The 19,376-nt window shown below is 56.7% G+C and carries 16 protein-coding genes; 1 reads left to right on the forward strand and 15 read right to left on the reverse strand.

Going from position 1 to position 19,376, the window contains the following annotated elements; translation table 11 throughout:
• Nucleotides 1-36: 36 nt before the first annotated feature.
• From AS19_RS11220 to AS19_RS11285, 14 genes are all read right to left on the reverse strand, one after another.
• The gene (locus AS19_RS11220; protein WP_046962083.1) at nt 37-1,707 is read right to left on the reverse strand and encodes a lipoprotein; all 1,671 of its coding nucleotides are present in this window, start codon (nt 1,705-1,707) and stop codon (nt 37-39) included.
• Nucleotides 1,708-1,759: 52 nt separating this feature from the next.
• Nucleotides 1,760-3,604: a PhoX family phosphatase gene (locus AS19_RS11225; RefSeq protein ID WP_046962084.1), complete on the reverse strand. Its 1,845-nt coding sequence runs from the start codon at nt 3,602-3,604 to the stop codon at nt 1,760-1,762.
• A 157-nt stretch (nt 3,605-3,761) separates the two neighbouring features.
• Nucleotides 3,762-5,054, reverse strand: a complete 1,293-nt coding sequence (locus AS19_RS11230; RefSeq protein WP_046962085.1) for an adenylosuccinate synthase — start codon at nt 5,052-5,054, stop codon at nt 3,762-3,764.
• Between the two features lie 42 nt (nt 5,055-5,096).
• Entirely contained in the window at nt 5,097-6,272 is a 1,176-nt protein-coding gene (locus AS19_RS11235) for an ATP phosphoribosyltransferase regulatory subunit (protein ID WP_011589475.1), read from the reverse strand.
• Nucleotides 6,273-6,479 (reverse strand): DUF2065 domain-containing protein, encoded by a 207-nt coding sequence (locus AS19_RS11240; RefSeq protein ID WP_046962086.1) that lies wholly within the window; start codon nt 6,477-6,479, stop codon nt 6,273-6,275.
• Nucleotides 6,480-6,704: 225 nt separating this feature from the next.
• Nucleotides 6,705-7,769 carry a protease modulator HflC gene (gene hflC / locus AS19_RS11245; protein ID WP_011589477.1) on the reverse strand — a complete coding sequence of 355 codons (1,065 nt, stop codon included), beginning with the start codon at nt 7,767-7,769 and terminating at the stop codon, nt 6,705-6,707.
• Nucleotides 7,769-8,944 (reverse strand): FtsH protease activity modulator HflK, encoded by a 1,176-nt coding sequence (gene hflK / locus AS19_RS11250; RefSeq protein ID WP_046962087.1) that lies wholly within the window; start codon nt 8,942-8,944, stop codon nt 7,769-7,771. The genes hflC and hflK overlap by 1 nt, the downstream gene beginning before the upstream one ends.
• A 37-nt stretch (nt 8,945-8,981) precedes the next feature.
• The gene (gene hflX / locus AS19_RS11255) at nt 8,982-10,355 is read right to left on the reverse strand and encodes a ribosome rescue GTPase HflX (RefSeq protein ID WP_041705055.1); all 1,374 of its coding nucleotides are present in this window, start codon (nt 10,353-10,355) and stop codon (nt 8,982-8,984) included.
• Between the two features lie 291 nt (nt 10,356-10,646).
• A complete protein-coding gene (gene hfq / locus AS19_RS11260; RefSeq protein WP_007149110.1) occupies nt 10,647-10,928 on the reverse strand; it encodes an RNA chaperone Hfq in 282 nt (93 codons plus the stop codon).
• Between the two features lie 244 nt (nt 10,929-11,172).
• Nucleotides 11,173-12,159 (reverse strand): tRNA (adenosine(37)-N6)-dimethylallyltransferase MiaA, encoded by a 987-nt coding sequence (miaA, locus tag AS19_RS11265; RefSeq protein WP_041705056.1) that lies wholly within the window; start codon nt 12,157-12,159, stop codon nt 11,173-11,175.
• Between the two features lie 73 nt (nt 12,160-12,232).
• The gene (gene mutL, locus AS19_RS11270; protein WP_035458890.1) at nt 12,233-14,101 is read right to left on the reverse strand and encodes a DNA mismatch repair endonuclease MutL; all 1,869 of its coding nucleotides are present in this window, start codon (nt 14,099-14,101) and stop codon (nt 12,233-12,235) included.
• Between the two features lie 98 nt (nt 14,102-14,199).
• Nucleotides 14,200-15,555: an N-acetylmuramoyl-L-alanine amidase gene (locus tag AS19_RS11275; protein WP_011589482.1), complete on the reverse strand. Its 1,356-nt coding sequence runs from the start codon at nt 15,553-15,555 to the stop codon at nt 14,200-14,202.
• A gap of 6 nt (nt 15,556-15,561) precedes the next feature.
• On the reverse strand, nt 15,562-15,990 hold the full coding sequence (gene tsaE, locus AS19_RS11280) for a tRNA (adenosine(37)-N6)-threonylcarbamoyltransferase complex ATPase subunit type 1 TsaE (protein ID WP_011589483.1): 429 nt from the start codon (nt 15,988-15,990) through the stop codon (nt 15,562-15,564).
• Complete coding sequence (locus AS19_RS11285; protein WP_011589484.1) at nt 15,987-17,507, reverse strand: bifunctional ADP-dependent NAD(P)H-hydrate dehydratase/NAD(P)H-hydrate epimerase; 1,521 nt, start codon at nt 17,505-17,507, stop codon at nt 15,987-15,989. The genes tsaE and AS19_RS11285 overlap by 4 nt, the downstream gene beginning before the upstream one ends.
• 100 nt (nt 17,508-17,607) lie before the next feature.
• On the opposite strand from AS19_RS11285, the gene queG reads away from it, so the two are divergent.
• The gene (queG, locus tag AS19_RS11290; RefSeq protein ID WP_011589485.1) at nt 17,608-18,657 is read left to right on the forward strand and encodes a tRNA epoxyqueuosine(34) reductase QueG; all 1,050 of its coding nucleotides are present in this window, start codon (nt 17,608-17,610) and stop codon (nt 18,655-18,657) included.
• Between the two features lie 67 nt (nt 18,658-18,724).
• Here the strand turns inward: queG and orn are convergent, their stop codons facing one another.
• Nucleotides 18,725-19,270 (reverse strand): oligoribonuclease, encoded by a 546-nt coding sequence (gene orn, locus AS19_RS11295; RefSeq protein ID WP_011589486.1) that lies wholly within the window; start codon nt 19,268-19,270, stop codon nt 18,725-18,727.
• Between the last annotated feature and the right edge of the window lie 106 nt (nt 19,271-19,376).

A 19,376-nucleotide genomic window follows, 5' to 3' on the forward strand; every position in this document is an offset into this window, starting at 1 on the left:
CTCGACAGATCTGCGAAGCAGGCACGCTGCGCGGTCTCAGCGATAGGTCACCGGTTCGGTTATGGCTGTACGCTGCCCGGCCTCCACCTCTTTGTGCACATTGACCATTGGGGCGAGCACCGCATCGCGGCCGCGGATATAACTCTGCTCCTCAACGACAGACAGGTATGCCTTGTTCAATTCCAGTGCCCGGCGGGCGGAGGGCACCACCAGCGCACTGATATCACCTTCCAGTTGCGTCAACATGGCCGGCCTCAAGCCCCCCTCCTCATCAAAGAAACGCTCACGCACCTCCTGATTGGACCGGTACTCATCCGCTCCACCTACCTGCTCCAAGTAAAACGCATACTCGCCACGACCATCTTCCCGTTGTGGCTCGGGAATACCTCCCAGGCTTTTCTGATTCCAGTGATACCAGCCCCGCTGAAACCCCTGACTGGCATCCAGCTTTCTTTCCATGGTGTAGGTACTATCGGTCAGCGCACCCACAGCCCCATGACATCCGGCGCAGGTGGCCAGCTCCTCATACGACTGCGGCCGCAGCTCGCCCTGGTCATCCTCGATGAAGCCACTGAAACGCCAGCCACGGCGATTGCCCACCCCGCGCTCTATATCCCCGATGACAGGCTCCATGCGATCAGGAAAATCATGGGCATCCTTGAGCTCATCATCCGCCAGCTCCCGGTGCTGAAAATATGTCAGCCAACGTGTTTTACGACTGTAGCGCAGCTCCTTCATTCGCGGCGCCATAACCACTTCGCCATCGTCGGCAATATCCAGATAGCGGACGCTATGTACAAACTCGGTGCCCAGCGGATAAGCCCCTGCTGACAGTGGCGCTGCACCCTGTTGCTGGGCCACCCTGGCCAGCCCCACATACTCCATCTCACGCCCTTCAAGGGGAGCCCAGTCGAATACCACTTCAGTAGCACGATCCAGTACACCGTTGCGATTCAAGTCGACCCCGTACTCGGCTTCCGCCACCGCCTCTATCGCCACACTCTCACGCTTGATCAGCGACTCCACAATCGCCAGATTGAGACGGTAAACCCGCATGTCGGGCTCGCCTTTTTCGTTCTGTTGATACGGAGAATCCAAGCGAATCAGCACATCATCCGCAGAACCATTAGTGGGAAAAAATGTCCCCGGGAACGGCGTATAGGCCAATGCACGCCAACCCGTCGGCTCACCTTCTGCGTCGAGGTCAAAGCCATGCTCATCAAAGCGGTAGGACACGTCAGGCACGTAACCATCCCAGTGTCCATTACCATCACCATCCCAATGCGCAGGCAATTTTCCTGTCAGGGTTTCGGCCAGCTGCACCGCGCCCCCGGATTGATAATTATCGGTTCGCACATAAGCCAAAATCGCCTCATCACTGATCGCTTCACGCGCTTCACTGCGATCAACGAAAAGATTCTCCCAGCGATTGACGGTAGCGGGCCCGGCAAAATCGTAGGCCAGCTGCAAATCAAGATCGTTAGTGAAATTCGGCTCTTTACTGGCGGTATGGCAGACATAACAGGGGTTACTCTCAACCCCCTTGGCATCTTCGGTTTTGGTATAACACTGTGGCGGAATCGTCGCCGCCGGGTTGGACAAATACAGGCGCCCCAAATTTTCCGCCTGCGACGCATCAGATTGGCCGCAACCGCTCAGCTGCCATACCAAAGCAGACATACCCAGAATAAAAAAAATCTTTTTCATAGCAGCAAAAGGCCGGGGATACCCCGGCCCTCCTCGTTATCGTTATTAATATTCAATCCATGGCCGGGAACGGACCGATATACCCGGTATAGGCACGGTGATCCAATGAGCCATCCGGGATCTTGCCGGAGTCAGATTCGCCGTAGGGGTGCTGCACCACACTCATCAGATAGGCGAAGCCATTCACGTTGGGGTACCAATAGGGAGAGGTGGTTTCCGACCCGTAGGGGGTGGTCTGGATACGAGTCAGACCGGCAGAGAAATCCGTCGCATCTACCTGGTCCAGATTCAGTGACCAGATCACATCATTCTGGTGCCCGGAACCAGTGTCCTCACCAATAACCAAGGTGTTATAGCCAGTGATAAAGGTCACATTATCCGGATTGGCCAGGCCGTCAGCGTCACAGGAGTAAGAGGCAAACGGGCTATCCGCCGGGTAGCTGGCAGGCTGACCGGCAATCAAGCCTTTCATGTTCTGCGCCACATAATCAGAACCGATGCCCGCATCGGCGGCAACATCCAGGGCATAGACCCCTCCACACTTATTGGCCTCGGCAATACGAACATGGTTGATCGTGGACAGATCGTTGGAAGAATTATCCTCCATGCCACGCCCCACTTCACTCATGGCCACATAAAGCTTGCCGCCATCCGGGTCGAAGGTCACACCTTCTTCTTTACGAAACTCTGTGGTCGCCCCCATCAACGCAGCATAGCGACGAGTCTCAAGACGGGATGCCGCCAACTCCATACCGGGTTTTACTTTCAGGCATTCCTTATTGCCATTGGATGCAGTGGCCGTGAAACCATCCGGGCAATCCTCACCGGTCATGGTCGCGGTTTCGAAAAGATCAGTAAATGCCGGCTCGTCAGGGCTGGCGAATAGGGCTTCGATATCGCTGTTGCTGGCGTGGCCCAGGCTTATCCATTCCAGGTCCGCTTCACCGATACCCGCTGCCGATGTCTGGTTCCATTTGGTGGCATAGAGGTTACCCGCACTCAGATCACCGGCCGTATCCGCAACAAACATGTAGAGGCCCACGTTGGTGCCATCATCGGTCATGTAGACCGTTTTTTCGTCAGGCATTACGTAAGCCAGCTCGAAGGCCAGACGGCCCATGGCGTAATGTTTGACGAGATCGCTGGTGGGTGCACTATCACCCTCGGCAGCCACGGCGATCTCAATATTCCAGCCCCACCAGTAAGGATTCATGGCCGTCAGATCACCCCCAAAGTAATCTGCCATCGGCTCGTAGTAGCCATCAATTTCACCGGTTACCGGGTCACGCTCGGAAGCATCCGGTTCGTACTCTTCACTAGCCAAATGGGTATTCCAAGGGGTCACACTGGCAGCACAGTGCACCCAACCACCATCCACACCGGACTGATCGATTTGCCAGAGATCCTTGACTGAAAGATGGCCAGTCTGTTTGTTCTGATCCAGTTCCATCAGGAACATGGCACCAGGACGAGTTTCCATCTGAGAGACGGAGAACAAACGATCACCGATCGGCAACAGGGAGGTATGCTCATTGGAATCGGTAACACTCGGCTTACCATCGTTGCCATAGAGCGGCTGCCCCATTTTGTCTACCAATTGACCGAAGACCACATCCCCGTTTACCGCATCGCCGGAACGCAGCAGGGTATGGAAACCGATCTCGTAGGTTTCACCATCTACTTCAACGGAGGGAGACGCCAGGATCTGACGCTTTTCCAGATCCGTTTCCGGGGCTTTCACCGCGGTAAAGGAAAGACTTTTTCCAACCGGGTCCGCAGGCACGGCAGGATCGTTAGAATCGCTGTCACCACCACAGGCAGACATTAGAATAGCAGTTAAAGTTACAGCACTGACTTTGGTAGCCAGTGCTGTTTTGGCAAACGGAATCCGGTACATGAGCGTTCTCCCCGTGAATTGTTTTCAGAGGCGAACAGTGAAGCGCTTTTTTATGACAAATCTGTCACGGAGATAAGAAGAATTTGTTCAACACAAAAACCGTAGCGTCGGACATAAAAAAAGCGGCCCTTGGGCCGCTTTTCCATTTGCGCCGGGTTCAGGAGAACGGATGGCGCTTGATAATGGTTTCCACCCGGTCCGGGCCAGTGGAAATAATATCGATGGGTGCACCGGTAATTGCTTCGATGCGCTGCAGGTAAGCCTTGGCGTTGGCCGGCAGATCGTCTTCCGACTTCACGCCCAGGGTGGATTCACTCCAGCCCGGCAGGCTTTCGTAAACCGGCTTCACTTCTTCGTAGCTATCCGCATCCCAGGCGCACTCCAGCGAGTTGCCGGCCGCATCCTGGTAGCCCACACAGATGTTGATCTCTTCCAGGCCATCCAGCACATCCAGCTTGGTTAGGCACAGGCCTGTAATGGAGTTAATCTGGATGGAGCGCTTCAGCGCCACCGCATCGAACCACCCGCAACGGCGAGCACGGCCCGTGGTAGAACCAAATTCGTGCCCCTTCTCGGCCAGGTAGCGGCCATTCTCGTCGAACAACTCAGTGGGGAACGGGCCACTCCCCACCCGGGTGGTGTAGGCCTTGGTAATACCCAGCACATAATCTAGGTACAGAGGACCAAACCCGGTGCCGGTAGCGGTACCGCCAGCGGTGGTATTGGAGCTGGTGACATAAGGGTAGGTGCCGTGGTCGATATCCAGCAGGGTGCCCTGGGCTCCTTCGAACATGATATTTTCGCCGCGCTCACGGGCGCCGTGCAGCACCGCCGTCACGTCAGTCACCATGCTGCGCACGTCTTCGCCCAGCTGCAAGGTGTCATCCAGGGTTTTCTGGAAATCCACCGGCTCGGCATTGTAATAGCTGCGCAGAACAAAGTTGTGGTAATCCATCACTTCGCCCAGCTTAGCGGCAAACAGCTCACGCTGGTACACATCACCCAGGCGCAAGCCCCGACGAGCCACCTTGTCTTCATAGGCCGGGCCGATGCCCCGGCCCGTGGTGCCTATTTTCTTGTTGCCACGGGCCGCTTCCCGAGCCTGATCTAGAGCCACGTGCACAGGCAAGATCAGCGGGCAGGAGGCGGACAAACGCAGGCGATCGCGAACAGGAACACCCTGATCTTCCAGGCCACCAATTTCCTTAAGCAAGGCTTCCAGAGAAAGCACCACGCCGTTACCGATCAGGCACTGCACATCTTCACGAAGAATGCCTGACGGAATCAGGTGCAGGACCGTTTTCTTGCCATCGATCACCAGGGTATGGCCGGCGTTATGGCCACCCTGAAAGCGGGCGACCAATGAGGCCTGATCGGTAAGCAGATCGACGATTTTGCCTTTGCCTTCATCACCCCACTGGGTGCCGAGAATGACTACGTTCTTACCCATGATTGCTTGCTGCCATCTATTCAGGAAAAAAGAAATTCGGTTTTAGAGGTCGGTCACAACCCAACCATCGGCCTGAGCAACCAGACGACGCTGGCACCCTAGTTCAGCCGGATCATTATCTGCACCGGGAAGGGCCAGCACCACACGCTCGCCCTGCTCACGAAGAGCCGCAACCCTAGTCGCGAACGCGGCGTCCTGCAGCGACCCTTCAGCCAGAATACCGGTAAGCGCGGCAGATTGCGCACGCTCAGCCAGCATCTTCAAATCCGCACTGAAGCCGGTGGCCGGGCGGGCCCGACCAAATACTTCACCAATGTGATCGTAGCGACCGCCCTTGGCCACGGGCTCGCTCTCACCGGGCAAGTACGCCGCAAACACGCAACCGGTGTGGTAGTGATAACCACGCAGCTCACCCAAGTCCAGGTGCAGCCGCACCCCTCGAGCGCCGAGCACATCGGCCAGCACCGCCAGCTCATCCAATGCCGCTAGGGCGCCAGAGAAGTGGGACAATAACGCACGGGCCTCATTGAGCACCTCCACGCCACCTGCTAACCAAGGCAAGGCGGCCAAGGCCTTGGCCGCAGGCGCAGGCAAATCATGGCTGGCAATAAAAGAATCCAGCTCTACCCGCGCTTTGCGCACATAGATATCTTCCAATTGGTTCTGCTCAGTTTCGCTCAAATCACAGCCCTCGAGCAGACCACGGAACAAACCCACGTGGCCCAAATCCAGTACCACCTGTTGCTCGACGCCTGACAATGCCAGCGTTTCCAGCAGCAAGGAAATCACCTCGAGATCACTGTCTGAACCGGCGTGACCAAATAGCTCTACGCCCAACTGATAGGGCAGGCGCGTGCCACCGGCGACCACCGGCCGGGTGCGCAGGGCGCTGGAGCAGTAACAAAGACGAGAAGGTGCGTTACGGCGCAAGCTATGGGCATCCATACGCGCCACTTGCGGGGTAATATCCGCACGAACGCCCATCAGGCGCCCGGTGAGCTGGTCGGTAATCTTGAAGGTTTCCCTCTCCAGATCACGGCCACCGCCGTTCAGCAAGGATTCCATAAACTCAATCAACGGCGGGAAAACAAGTTCATAACCCCAACGCTGATACAGATCCAGCGTCTGCCGACGCAGCTGCTCGATGGCCCGGGCGCGACCCGGGAGGACCTCTTCTACCCCGTCGGGCAGTAGCCACTGTTCTTCCTGATTCATCATTTACGACCGCATCAGTAATAACAAGCCCGCACCCAATACCATGAGTGCCAGCCCTATAATTCGCAGCAGGCGACTATCCAGACGCGCCACCTGAAGGGCCGCGCGACGGGCTCGGCCAGGCGCAAGAAACAACGGAATACCCTCGATGACCAACACCAAACACAGTGCTTTGATCAACACGCTTCCGCCATTTAACAACGCGTCCATGGTTCCCGCCAGACAGCCACAAAAAAACCGAACCCTCAGGCTCGGTTGCCGCATTCTATCATGGTCTTCCAGCGCCAGATAGGCTCAGGATAGACGAGCCTCGCCAGCAACGTTTGCCAACACAAATCGATAAAACAAACAACAAAAGCCCCGCACTAGGCGGGGCTCTGTGATAGGCCCGGTGCCGCAGGGGCAAACCAGACGCTATTTGAACAAAAGGCCCTATTAAGGCGCGCCCTTCGCCCCTTTCATGTAGCGGAAAAAGTCGCTATCCGGCTCCAGGATTAGCACATCTTCCGGCTGATCGAAACTTTCCTTATAGGCTCTCAAGCTACGGTAGAAACGGAAAAATTCTTTATCCTGATTGTAGGCTTCGGCATAGATTGCCGCTGCCTGCGCATCCCCTTCACCGCGAGCGCTCTGAGCCTTACGGTACGACTGGGCCAATGTTTCAGTGCGCTGGCGGTCTGCAGAGGCACGGATTTTTTCCGCTTCTTCACGACCCTGTGAACGATGAGCCGCAGCATCTCGCTGACGCTCAGCGCGCATACGGTCGAATACTCGCCCGCGAACCTGTTCCGGCCAGTCCACCTGTTTAACACGGATATCCACCACTTCAATACCCAGATCTTCCAAGGTCGACTTGTTTACTTCAGCGCGAACCTGATCCATCAACGCCTCACGTTGATCATTGGCCACACTATCTACAGCAGGCTCACTACCCTCTTGCTGACCGGCTCCCGCTCCACGCAACACCGACTCATCCAGTTGGTCGGTGGGCACTTCCACGGTTTCGCCAGTGGTCGGGTCACGGAGGATAGCCGTATCGCCCTCCACCTTTTCCACGTCACTTTCGCCGGCCACCACCTGAAAGACGGTACGTGAAGCGAACTCGTTGCGCAGGCCTTCGTTCACACGAGGGTCCAGCAGTTCACGAGCACGGCGCTCCATTACCTGAGGATTGGAAGAACCGCCCCCCACACTAACGATGTAACGCTGCACATTACTGATGCGCCAAATAACAAAGGCATCAACATTCAGCAGTTTTTTCTCAGCGGTAAGGAAAGACTGGGTAGGTACGTCATAGACCAACGCACGCCCATCCACTTTCACCACTTCTTCCACCATAGGCCACTTGAAGTAAAGACCAGGCTGGATATCGGTCTTCTCGATCCGACTAAACTGCTTGAGCACGACCTTTTCTTTCTGGTTTACGATGAAAAAAGAGTCCATCGCCAAAAGAGCCAGCACGCCCAAGGCCAGTAGCGCCATCCATCCACGATTATTCATTAGCGCAGCTCCTGGTTACGGTTGTTGTACAAGCTGCGGCCGCTACTACGTCCGCTGCCGCCGTCATCCGCACCGGCGCTGGAGGTGGTGCTGGACGCTGAAGCCCCGGGATTTTGAGCCTTGGTCTTGCCGTCGCTATTCTTCATCAGCTTGTCCAATGGCAAGTAAATTAGGCTGTCGCCCTTGTTCACATCGACCATTACCTTGCTGGTATTGCTGAAGACCTGAGTCATGGTTTCCAGGTACAAACGTTCGCGAGTCACTTCCGGAGCCTTGCGGTACTCAGTAAGCAAATCGGTGAAGCGACTGGCATCACCTTTGGCTTCATCAATAACCTGCTGTTTATAAGCCAACGCCTCTTCTTCTATCCGCTGAGCTTCACCTCGAGCCTGGGGAATCACTGCATTGCTGTACGCTTCCGCTTCTTTCTTGAAGCGATCTTCATCTTCCTTGGCCTTAGACACATCATCAAAGGCGTCACGCACAGCATCCGGCGCTTCGGTTTTATCCAGTACCACTTGGCGTAGCACCAAGCCAGTGTCGTAACGGTTTAAATAGTCATCCAAGCGCTCGCGCACCTGTACCCGGATCGCCTCACGATTATCCTTGAGCACATCATCCATAGACGACGACCCCACCACGTGGCGTAACGCCGAGCTGGTAGCGTGCTGCAGAATTTCTTCAGGCTGCGCCACTTTCAACAGGAACGGGCGCGGATCAAGCACCTGATACTGAACCTGCAAGGTCACACTGACGATATTGGTGTCCTTGGTGAGCATTTCTTCGGTAATTTCGTAGCGACGGTTCTGCCCCACGTCCACCTTCTCGAACTGCTCAAAGATAGGCGCTCGCCAGTTCAAACCCGGCTCCACGATACGATCGAACTTACCAAACTGCAGCACCACAGCACGTTCACGCTGGTCCACTTGAAAAAAGCCCATCAGGCCATAACCAATGGCGACAATAACCAACGCGATAACCAGCATCGGCCAAGGCGACCCTCCGCCACTGCGGCTACCACCGCCGCCGGCTTTGTTACCTTTTTTGCCGAAAACATTATTAATCTTGTCTTTCAGGTTTTTCAGGGCTTCGTCTAGGTCCGGCGGCCCCTGGTCGCCACCACCACCACCCCAAGGGTCCTTCGGCTTATTGCCGCCGGGTTCATTCCACGCCATGTAGATCTCCAGTCCGCCAAAGCCAAAGGGCTCCAGCCTAATGATGACTCGCGTTTGTCGAGTGTTCCGAATTGTAGGAAGGGGCGTCCTCAGCTGCAACCGCAGGTGCCGGAATTACCAGCTCTTCCTCTTTTAAACCTTGTTCGCGAAGCAGGCGTTCAAAATGCACCCGATTCACATTAACACGCAGCAACATATCGCCATTGTTGCCGGTTTGCTCTTCAAGCACTTCGCCGGCTTCGTGCAAACGAGCGCGCAGACGCCCCGCTGAAGCGGGCAGCCGCACCCAGCAATCCACCCAACCAGCAGCCAACCGCTCTGCGATCGCGTCAAACAGCAGATCGAACCCATCGCCAGTTTGCGCAGAAACCCACACTCGCCAAGGCTGGCCGTGTTCATCACGCTCCAGTCGGGGAGGCTGGTCCAGATTATCGACCTTGTTATAAACATGCAGCACCGGTAGCTTATCGCCACCAATTTCTTCCAGCACCTCATTCACAGCAACCACATTATTGTCCCGCTCTTCCGCACTACAGTCAGTCACGTGCAGCAACAGGTTAGCGTTCACGGTTTCTTCAAGCGTGGCTCGAAATGCCTGCACCAACCGGTGCGGCAAATGCCGGATAAAACCCACGGTATCTGCCAAAATGGCCGGCCCTACACCCGGCACTTTTACTTTGCGCAACGTCGGGTCCAAGGTAGCAAACAATTGGTCTGCCACATACACATCACCCGTAGTAATGGCATTGAACAGGGTCGACTTGCCCGCATTGGTATAACCTACCAGAGAAATTAGCGGAGTTTCCGACCGTTGCCGGGCGCGACGCCCTTGAGCGCGCTGCTTACGCACTTTTTCCAATCGCGATTCGATTCCGCGAATACGATCACGCAATAAACGGCGATCCGTTTCCAGTTGTGTCTCACCAGGGCCGCGCAGGCCAATACCGCCTTTTTGACGCTCCAGGTGGGTCCAGCCTCTCACCAACCGAGATGACAAGTGGCGAAGTTGCGCCAACTCCACCTGCAAGCGCCCTTCATGGGTTCGAGCCCGCTGAGCAAAGATATCCAGAATCAAACCGGTGCGGTCCAGCACCCTGCATTTCACTACCCGTTCCAGATTACGTTCCTGACCCGGACTAAGGGCATGATTAAACAGCACCACATCAGCCTGGTGCTCACTTACCATGGCCGCCAATTCATCGGTTTTTCCAGTGCCGATAAATAATGCTGGATCAGGCCGGTCTCGTTTGCCCGTCAGCTGGATAACAGGCAGGACACCGCTGGAGGTCACCAAATGATGGAATTCATCCAGATCTTCACGCCCCATAGCATCAGGCAGCTCCAGATGAACCAAAATAGCGCGCTCGCCGGCTTCGGTGCGTGTTTGTTCTGTACGATCAAATAAGTCCATAGGATGCGGATATGGGGACAGGTACCCCCAGTTTAAACCAGGAAGGTGGTGGAAAGGCAGGAAATGCATCGTGTTCTTCTTGGATGAGAAAGAACAACATGATTCTAGCCATCTCACTGCTTATACAAGCGTCCAGCCCCTCCCAAAGGATAGGGGCTGGAATCGGTCACTAAACCACGCAGCACGAGTGGCTGACGTAACATTTCAATACGTCAGCTAAAGAAGACAGAGCACAACGCACAGAGCCACCCGAAGGCAGCCCTGTATAATGAAGCGAATAAAACAAACAGGTTACTGGTTGCCGTACCCTTCATCGGCAGCTGGCGCAGCAGTAGCACCCGCAGCCATAGCCGGGTTGCCCGTTGCGCGCGGATTGCGGGCCGGAACCACGGTAGAAATAGCGTGTTTGTATACCATTTGGCTTACTGCATTTTTCAACAGCACGACATATTGGTCAAAAGATTCAATTTGACCCTGCAGCTTTATCCCATTTACCAGGAAAATAGAAACCGGAATACGCTCTTTACGCAGCGCGTTCAGGAAAGGGTCTTGTAGCGAGTGCCCCTTTGACATGGTAGATCTCCTTGAAATAACAGTAAAAAGTAGCGCCCAACACTTCGGGCAATCAGCGCGATGCCGCCGCAAAGCCGTGCCTAATCAAGCACAGCTTCAACCCAGTGTGCCACCGGGCCAATTTTGTCAACAGTCAGCATAAAAGGTTCCGAATCCCGCCCCATCCATAGCCGCGACACCTTCCCAGCAATGCCACAGACCTATGCAGTCATTGCATTATAAACTAAAACGCATGCTTTCAGAGCTAACTAAACACAGATTTACAGTTCTTCGCAAGCAATCCAAACAGAGCGTCTCGTTGTGACCGATCATTACTGTCGAACCACTGTAGTTCCGGCCATTTCCTCAACCAGGTAAACTGCCGTTTAGCCAATTGCCGGGTGGCAATAATGCCCCGCTCCACCATGCTATCGTAGCCGTACATACCATCCAGATATTCCCACATCTGGCGATATCCCACGGCCCTAATACCGGGTAAATCTGCATTCAATTGGGGCTGCTGTCGCAACGCCTCTACTTCCTCCTGCAAACCGGAATTCAGCATTGCGCGAAACCTTAATGCAATCTGTTCATGGAGCCAGGCTCTATCCTGCGGCGCTAGGGCCGTGCTGAGCACAGGATAGGGCAATCCGCTGAACTGACTTAATCCATCCCGGCTCTTTGTTAGCGTTTTATCATGCTCCGCATGAAACGCAGCCAACGGTCTGCCGGTTAGACGAAAGACCTCTAGCGCCCTCTGTAACCGCTGCTTATCCGTGGGCTTGAGCCGCGCCGCGGTGACCGGGTCCACCTCAGCCAGCGCCTGATGCACCGCCGGCCAGCCCTGCGCATCGGCCAGTGCTGCAATCTCGGCACGCACCACCGGATCCGCTTCCGGCAACGGAGCCAACCCCTCCACTAAGGCTTTGAAATACAGCACCGTGCCACCCACCAACAACGGCAATTTGCCGTTGTTGTGGATCTGTTCAATGTGCTTGAGCGCATCGGCGCGAAAATCCGCAGCGGAATAGGGCTCGGTAAGATCACGAAAACCCAGCAACCGGTGTGGCGCCAATGCCAGCTCTTCTTCAGTGGGGCGCGCCGCACCAATATTCAAGCCCTTATACACCAACGCCGAATCCACATTGATAATTTCGATGGGTAGCGTCTGCGCCGCCTCAATCGCCAACGCGGTTTTACCGGAGCAGGTGGGCCCCATGAGCAATAAAATAGGCAGAGACGCTTCAGGCATCACGCTGACACGCGAAAGACCGCGTGCCCTCCACGTGTTGCCTGCTTGGGTGTCGCGTGCAAGCGGTCATGGTTCATTGCCCCCGCATGAACAGTCGATCCAGATCCTTAATACTCATCTGGGTCCAGGTGGGCCGGCCATGGTTGCATTGGCCGGAACGCTCAGTGGCTTCCATATCACGCAACAGCGCGTTCATTTCTGCAATGGTGAGGCGGCGATTGGCACGCACACTGCCGTGGCAGGCCATAGTAGACAGCAGCTCATCGAGCTTTTGCGCAATGCGTTCGCTGCTGCCTTCGGCCAGCAGGTCCGATAGCACATCTCGCACCATGGATTCGCTGTCGCCATTACGAAGAAGGGCCGGCACTTCGCGCACCACCAGAGTCTCCGGCCCAGCACGCTGAACCACAAACCCCAGCCTGGAAAAGACCTCCGGCTGCTGCTCAGCAAAGTCCGCCTCCCGGGATGACACCGCCAGCGACACCGGCACTAGCAACGGCTGGCTACGCACCTTGTCTTCCGCCCAGCTCTGCTTGAGCCGTTCGTAGGTAATCCGTTCGTGGGCGGCGTGCATATCCACCACCACCATCCCTTGCTCGTTCTCCGCCAAAATAAAAATGCCGTGCAATTGCGCCACCGCATACCCTAATGGCGGTACCGTTTCATTTTCGTTGGCCGGCGGCATTACCGCCGGCGCCGACTCACCTACATGCCCACGGACCAACGCCCCATAAGCATCCGCCTGACGTGCGCCCTGGCCATAGCCGAACACGCCTCCCCCCGTGGAAGGATAAGCCTGCCCGGCAGGATGAGACAGGGAGCCCCCCGAGCCCGTCGGCGAAGTCAGCGACATATTACCCTGGCTCGGCGCCATGGCTGCATCCATCCCTGCAGCTGGCCCGCCTTCATCGGCCACTGAACCCGCCAGTTCCTGGCCGGGCCGCACCCCGGCAATGACACGGTGCAGCGAGCTATACAAGAAACCATGCACCATGCGCTGCTCGCGGAAACGCACTTCGTGCTTGGTGGGGTGAACATTCACATCCACCATGGCCGGATCCAGTTCCAGAAACAGCACATAGGCTGGATGGCGGCCATGATAAAGCACATCCGAGTAAGCCTGACGCACCGCATGGCTAACCACCTTGTCCCGGATGACCCGACCATTTACATAGAAATACTGTAGGTCCGCCTGGGACCGGGAAAAAGTGGGCAGCCCCATCCAGCCATGCAGCCGCAAACCATCACGCTCCACATCCACCGGTACCGCCTGCTCAATGAAGCCCTTGCCACACAGCTTGGCCACCCGCGCTGCCCGCAAAGTGTCATCCAACCCAGCAGGCAGCTGGTGAATCACTTTCTGGTTATGGGTAAGACGAAAAGCGGTATTGAATTCGCTCAGGGCAATGCGCCGGAACACCTCTTCGAGATGATTGAATTCCGTTTTTTCGGTGCGCAGGAAACGACGCCGCGCCGGAGTATTGAAGAACAAATCGCGCATGGTGACGGTGGTGCCACGGGGATGCCCTGCCGGCGATACTGACGGCGCCATATCACGCCCCTCCACGGTCACCTGCCAACCTTCCGGCTCCCCCTCCACATTACTGGCCAGACTCAACCGGGAGACAGAACTGATCGCCGCCAGAGCCTCACCGCGAAACCCCAACGTGCCAATGGCTTCCAGATCATCAAGCCCCCGGATTTTGCTGGTGGCATGGCGCGACAGAGCCAGCGGTAAATCATCGCGCTCGATGCCACTGCCGTTGTCGCGTACCCGCAGCAGTTTCACCCCGCCCTGCTCCACATCCACACTGATGGATTCCGAGCCAGCGTCCAGCGCATTCTCCAGCAGCTCTTTGAGCACAGACGCGGGGCGCTCAACCACTTCACCGGCGGCAATCTGGTTAGCAAGGCGGGAATCAAGCAGCTGAATTTTGGACAAAACACACCCTTTAGGAAATTATCTGACCCGCCACACCGCACCCAGCACGTTTGGAAATTAGCGTGCCAGCATGGCGCGTATTGCGTGCAAGCGGAATGTCACGAACGGGGAATTTTCAGTACCTGGCCGACCATAATGCGATCGCCATCCATGCCGTTAGCCGAACGAATCGACTGCTCAGAAACACTGTACTGCCGAGCAATTTCCGACAGTGTATCACCGGGCTGAATTCGATACTCATCGCCCTGCTCCCGTCGTTGAGCGGCATACCAGCTATTAGGTGCTGGATGGCTACGAAAATAGGCATCAATCCCTTTGACCACTGAACGAGCCAGCTTGGTCTGGTGAGCTGAAGAGCGCAAATTACGCTCTTCAGTGGGGTTGGAAATAAACCCGGTTTCCACCAGGATCGACACCATTTCCGGCTCTTTAAGCACCGCAAAACCTGCCTGCTCCACCTTGTCGCGGTTACCATGCAGCTTGGTGACTTTACCCATTTCCAACAGCACCTGCCGGCCAAGATAAAGACTGCCGGCCATAGAACCGTTCATCTGCAGATCCGCCAGCACACTGTAGAGCGAGCTGTCGTCTTTCTCTTCTTCATACACCCCGGCCACGCGGTCCGACTCGTTGGCTATTTTGGCCAGATAGCGGGCCCGAGCACTGGTGGCCCCCCGGTTGGACAGGGCAAATACCGAAGCGCCATTGGCGCGGGCATCGGTGAAAGCATCCGCGTGAATAGAAACGAACACATCCGCCCCGTGCTTTTCCCGGGCAATTTTGCGGCGCTCCACCAGCGGCACATAGTAATCGCCATCACGCACCATCACCGCCCGCATGCCGGCTTTCTCATTCACCATCGCCTCTAGCTTTTTGGCAATCTGCAGCACAATGGTTTTTTCATAGGCCCCACTGGGCCCGCGTGCACCGGGGTCTTCCCCACCATGGCCGGCATCAATGGCCACAACCATTAATCGCTGGGCTTTGGGCTCAGCCGACTTTTTCGACTTTTCCGGCGTTGGCTTACTATCGTTAGCGGTCGCAGTGGTGAGCTCTTTATCGAACAGGTCAACCACCAAGCGCCAGCCATGGGGCTCAATGGGTTTCAGCAGGTTAGTACGGGTGCGCACGGACTCGTTCATGTCCAGCACCACTCGGGTTTTATCAGTGTGTTTGCCGACCCGGATATTGGCAATCGGGCTGCTGGCGTAGTCCAGCGTTTTCACATCAAAATCCAGAGCGGCGTTCTGCAGATCCAACACAATACGATCCGGGTTGGCCAGCTTGTCGAGCTTGTGGTCCACCGGGCCGGGCAGATCGAATACGATCCGAGTGTGATCCGGAGCCCGGTGCAGGCGTACGGAATCAATCGTGGTCTGGGCAAACACCAGTGAGCTCCAGCACAAAGCCAACAGAGAAAGAAAAGCTACCGCTACAGTTTTCCGCATTGTCATAGGCGTTTAATCGCTACCCCATTCCAGGGTCGCTTTTCGTCCGTGGCCATTCACGGCCAGTGTAATGGTCAAATCCGGTGCTGGCACCACGCCTGCTCCGCGTTCCGGCCACTCCAACAGACACAGCGAGCCAGCATCGAAATACTCCCGTACGCCGATCAACTCCAGTTCTTCCGGATCCGACAGACGATACAGGTCAAAGTGATAGATATGGACGCCCCGAATCTCATAGGGTTCCACAATAGTATACGTCGGACTCTTTACCGCTCCGTTATGCCCCAGGCCACGGAGGATACCGCGAACCAGGGTGGTTTTCCCCGCCCCGAGATCGCCTTCAAGATAAACGCAGCCGCCCGCCGCCAAGCGGTGGCCCAATTCAGCCCCCAGTGCCAGCGTTGCCGCCTCATCCGCTAATGCGTAGCACTCCACACTCATTGGCGACCGACTCCTTGCGGCAATCCATAATTCAATTGTTGGCGCAGGGCCGGGAGCAAATCGGTGGCTAGCAAGCCCCTCTGACCCTGCGCTGCTGCACAACCATCGGCTGCCCGGGCGTGCACCATAGCCCCTAGCCGAGCCGCATCAAACCCACTCAGCCCCTGGGCACGCAGGGCTGCGATTACGCCAGTCAACACATCCCCCATGCCTCCAGAGGCCATACCCGGATTACCATCGCGAATCAGTGCCCGGCCCAGCCCCGCGGCCGAGTCACCCTGCACCAAGGTCCCCAACCCCTTAAGCAGCACGGTGCCACCATAGCGGGCGCAAAGGCTTTCCAGCGCGGCAAAACGATCTTGCTGAATCTCTGCGGCGGTGACGCCCAACAGGCGGCCCGCTTCGCCCGGATGCGGGGTAAGCACCCAGTCTGCAGTGCCAATATCGGGCTGGCCGGCGATCAGGTTCAATGCATCCGCATCTACCACCAACGGCTTGCCTGCCGACAGTGCCGCCGCCAGCAACTCCCGGCCCCAAGCGTCGCGGCCCAGCCCCGGCCCAATGGCGATCACCGTGGCCGCGTCCATTAACTCGATGGCCTCTTGTGCCTGATCCACCCCGCGCACCATAATTTCCGGTTGCCGAATCAGCGCCACCGCCACATGGGCCGGGCGGGTAATCAGCGTCACCTTGCCCGCGCCGCAGCGCGCCGCAGCCTGGGCACTCATAACCGGGGCGCCAGCAAAACCGTGATCGCCACCCATCACCAACACATGGCCATAATCGCCCTTGTGGCCATCCACTCGGCGGGCCGGCAGGCACTGCTGCAATAGTTCAGCAGACGGACTCACACTGTCCGGTTGCACTTGAGCATAAATATTCCGGCTCACCTGCAGGTCAAAAAAACGCAGCACACCGCAATGCAAAGGGCCTTCGCCGGTGAGTAGGCCACGCTTGAGACCTATAAAGGTACAGGTCATTTCAGCCTGCAACACCGCGCCCAGGGGCATGCCGCTATCGGCACTCAACCCAGAAGGAACGTCCAACGCCATCACGGGAATCGACAAGGCATTCAGGGCACGTAACAACATCGCCACATCATCACGCAGCGGGCCTTTGAGACCAGTACCCAGCAGGCCATCTACCAACAGATCCGCCCCATGCGGCAAGGCGTCGGCGGTGAGCGCCTGCATGGGAACGCCCGCCTCTTGGCAGCGCTGAGCCATGGTCAGGGCATCGCCCTTGAGCTGATCCGGCGCAGAGGTAAACCATATCTGCGGTTGCAGGCCAGCCTCTGCGGCCAGCCGAGCCACCACATAACCATCACCACCGTTATTGCCGCCGCCACACAATACCGCCAATGTGCTCACTTGCGGCCAGCGTTCGCATAGGGCATCGAACGCCGCTTGCCCTGCTCGCTCCATCAAGTCGGCACCCGGGGTGCCGGCAGCAATGGCTAGGCGATCCAATTCGCGGGTTTGCGCCGCGGTGTATAAAGCAGCAGGTAGCTCAGTCACCTGTTATCCTTCGCGTTATTAAGGGCGCCTCGGTATTCCCGGAGCGCTGCAACACAGTTCCCGCCATTATACGCACGAGAGCCGGCTGCCCCGAAACGTCATGGACCTGAATCAACTGAAAGAGCAAATCCAGCAATGGGGCCGCGAACTCGGCTTTCAGCAGATCGGTATTGCCGATACGGATTTGCATGCCGAAGAAGTACAGCTCAAAGCCTGGCTGGCGAAGGGCTACCAGGGGCAAATGAACTGGATGTCAGCCCACGGCAATAAACGCTTTCGGCCAGGGGAGCTGGAGCCGGGCACACTGAGGGTGATTTCTGCGCGCATGGATTACCTGCCCCCGGGCACCCAACCGGTGAAATTGCTACAGCAGAAAGACAAGGCCTATGTGTCCCGCTATGCCCTGGGCCGCGATTACCACAAGCTGATTCGCAAGCGACTGGCGATTCTAGCCGGACGCATTCGCGAAGCCGTTGCGGACAGCGAACTGGCCAGAGCCTTTGTGGACAGCGCGCCAGTAATGGAAAAACCGCTGGCGGCGAAAGCAGGGCTGGGCTGGCAGGGCAAGCATACTCTGGTGCTGAATCGGGAAGCGGGTAGCTGGTTCTTTCTAGGAGAAATCTACACCGACATTGCCTTGCCGGTAGACAGCCCGGGGGAAGACCATTGCGGCAAATGCAAAGCCTGCATCACTGTGTGCCCCACTGACGCCATTGTGGCCCCCTATGAGCTGGATGCTCGGCGCTGCATTTCCTACCTGACCATCGAGCATGAAGGCAGCATCCCTGAGGACCTGCGCAAAGGCATAGGCAACCGCATTTTCGGGTGTGACGATTGCCAACTCATGTGCCCCTGGAACCGCTTTGCCCAGCATACGGAAGAAAGTGACTTCCAACCCCGCCACGGGCTGGGAGACAGTGATCTGGTCGCACTGTTTTCATGGAGCGAAGAGGCATTTCTGGAGCGCACGGCAGGTTCGGCGATCCGCCGCGCAGGGTATCTGAAGTGGCTTCGCAATATTGCCGTGGCGCTGGGCAATGCGCCCACGACAGAGGGAATCGTACAGGCGCTGAAGGACAAACTGGATTACCCGGATGAAACGGTGCGCGAGCATGTGCGGTGGGCGCTGGAGCAGCACCAAGCAAGCTAGGATTTACCACAGAGATCACAAAGGAAAGCAATGGGTTCACTCTGTGGTCGCGATGCAGCGACGCCGATCAAGCGTCAATAAAGTGCTCGCGGTAATACACCAGTTCGGCGATGGACTCGCGAATATCATCCAGCGCCAGGTGTTTGTTCTCTTTACTGAAGCCCGGCAGGATGTCCGGCTTCCAGCGACGCGCCAATTCTTTCAGGGTGGACACATCCAAGTTGCGATAATGGAAGAAGGCTTCCAGTTTCGGCATATAGTTGGCCAGAAAACGGCGATCCTGACAGATACTATTGCCGCACATGGGCGACATACCCGCTTCCACATACTGCTCCAGAAACGCAATAGTCTGAGACTCCGCGGCCGCATCATTCACCGTGCTGGCCTTCACTCTGGCCACCAGCCCGGAGTTGTTATGGTGGGTGGTATTCCACTCGTCCATGCCATCCAGTAGCGCATCGCTTTGATGAACCGCCAACACCGGCCCTTCTGCCAACACGTTTAGCTCGGCATCAGTAACAATAGTGGCGATTTCGATGATGCGATCATTTTCCGGGCTCAGGCCGGTCATTTCCAGATCGATCCAAATCAGATTATTGCGCTTGTCGGTCATGGGCTCGGCATCTCTTTGCTACGCAGGGTGAAGGTCTGTTGATGCTTCATGGTAGCATGGCGCTATTCACATAACAGATCTCACACCCGAACACAGGACCGCAAAA

It is taken from the genome of Alcanivorax sp. NBRC 101098 (genome assembly GCF_001010505.1).
Classification (GTDB): domain Bacteria; phylum Pseudomonadota; class Gammaproteobacteria; order Pseudomonadales; family Alcanivoracaceae; genus Alcanivorax; species Alcanivorax borkumensis.

What these genes read in the sequence shown, in the direction of transcription:
- AS19_RS11220 (WP_046962083.1), bottom strand. Translation starts at nt 1,707, where the DNA reads ATGAAAAAGATTTTTTTTATTCTGGGTATGTCTGCTTTGGTATGGCAG.
- AS19_RS11225 (WP_046962084.1), bottom strand. Translation starts at nt 3,604, where the DNA reads ATGTACCGGATTCCGTTTGCCAAAACAGCACTGGCTACCAAAGTCAGT.
- AS19_RS11230 (WP_046962085.1), bottom strand. Translation starts at nt 5,054, where the DNA reads ATGGGTAAGAACGTAGTCATTCTCGGCACCCAGTGGGGTGATGAAGGC.
- AS19_RS11235 (WP_011589475.1), bottom strand. Translation starts at nt 6,272, where the DNA reads ATGATGAATCAGGAAGAACAGTGGCTACTGCCCGACGGGGTAGAAGAG.
- AS19_RS11240 (WP_046962086.1), bottom strand. Translation starts at nt 6,479, where the DNA reads ATGGACGCGTTGTTAAATGGCGGAAGCGTGTTGATCAAAGCACTGTGT.
- hflC (WP_011589477.1), bottom strand. Translation starts at nt 7,769, where the DNA reads ATGAATAATCGTGGATGGATGGCGCTACTGGCCTTGGGCGTGCTGGCT.
- hflK (WP_046962087.1), bottom strand. Translation starts at nt 8,944, where the DNA reads ATGGCGTGGAATGAACCCGGCGGCAATAAGCCGAAGGACCCTTGGGGT.
- hflX (WP_041705055.1), bottom strand. Translation starts at nt 10,355, where the DNA reads ATGGACTTATTTGATCGTACAGAACAAACACGCACCGAAGCCGGCGAG.
- hfq (WP_007149110.1), bottom strand. Translation starts at nt 10,928, where the DNA reads ATGTCAAAGGGGCACTCGCTACAAGACCCTTTCCTGAACGCGCTGCGT.
- miaA (WP_041705056.1), bottom strand. Translation starts at nt 12,159, where the DNA reads ATGCCTGAAGCGTCTCTGCCTATTTTATTGCTCATGGGGCCCACCTGC.
- AS19_RS11275 (WP_011589482.1), bottom strand. Translation starts at nt 15,555, where the DNA reads ATGACAATGCGGAAAACTGTAGCGGTAGCTTTTCTTTCTCTGTTGGCT.
- tsaE (WP_011589483.1), bottom strand. Translation starts at nt 15,990, where the DNA reads ATGAGTGTGGAGTGCTACGCATTAGCGGATGAGGCGGCAACGCTGGCA.
- queG (WP_011589485.1), top strand. Translation starts at nt 17,608, where the DNA reads ATGGACCTGAATCAACTGAAAGAGCAAATCCAGCAATGGGGCCGCGAA.
- orn (WP_011589486.1), bottom strand. Translation starts at nt 19,270, where the DNA reads ATGACCGACAAGCGCAATAATCTGATTTGGATCGATCTGGAAATGACC.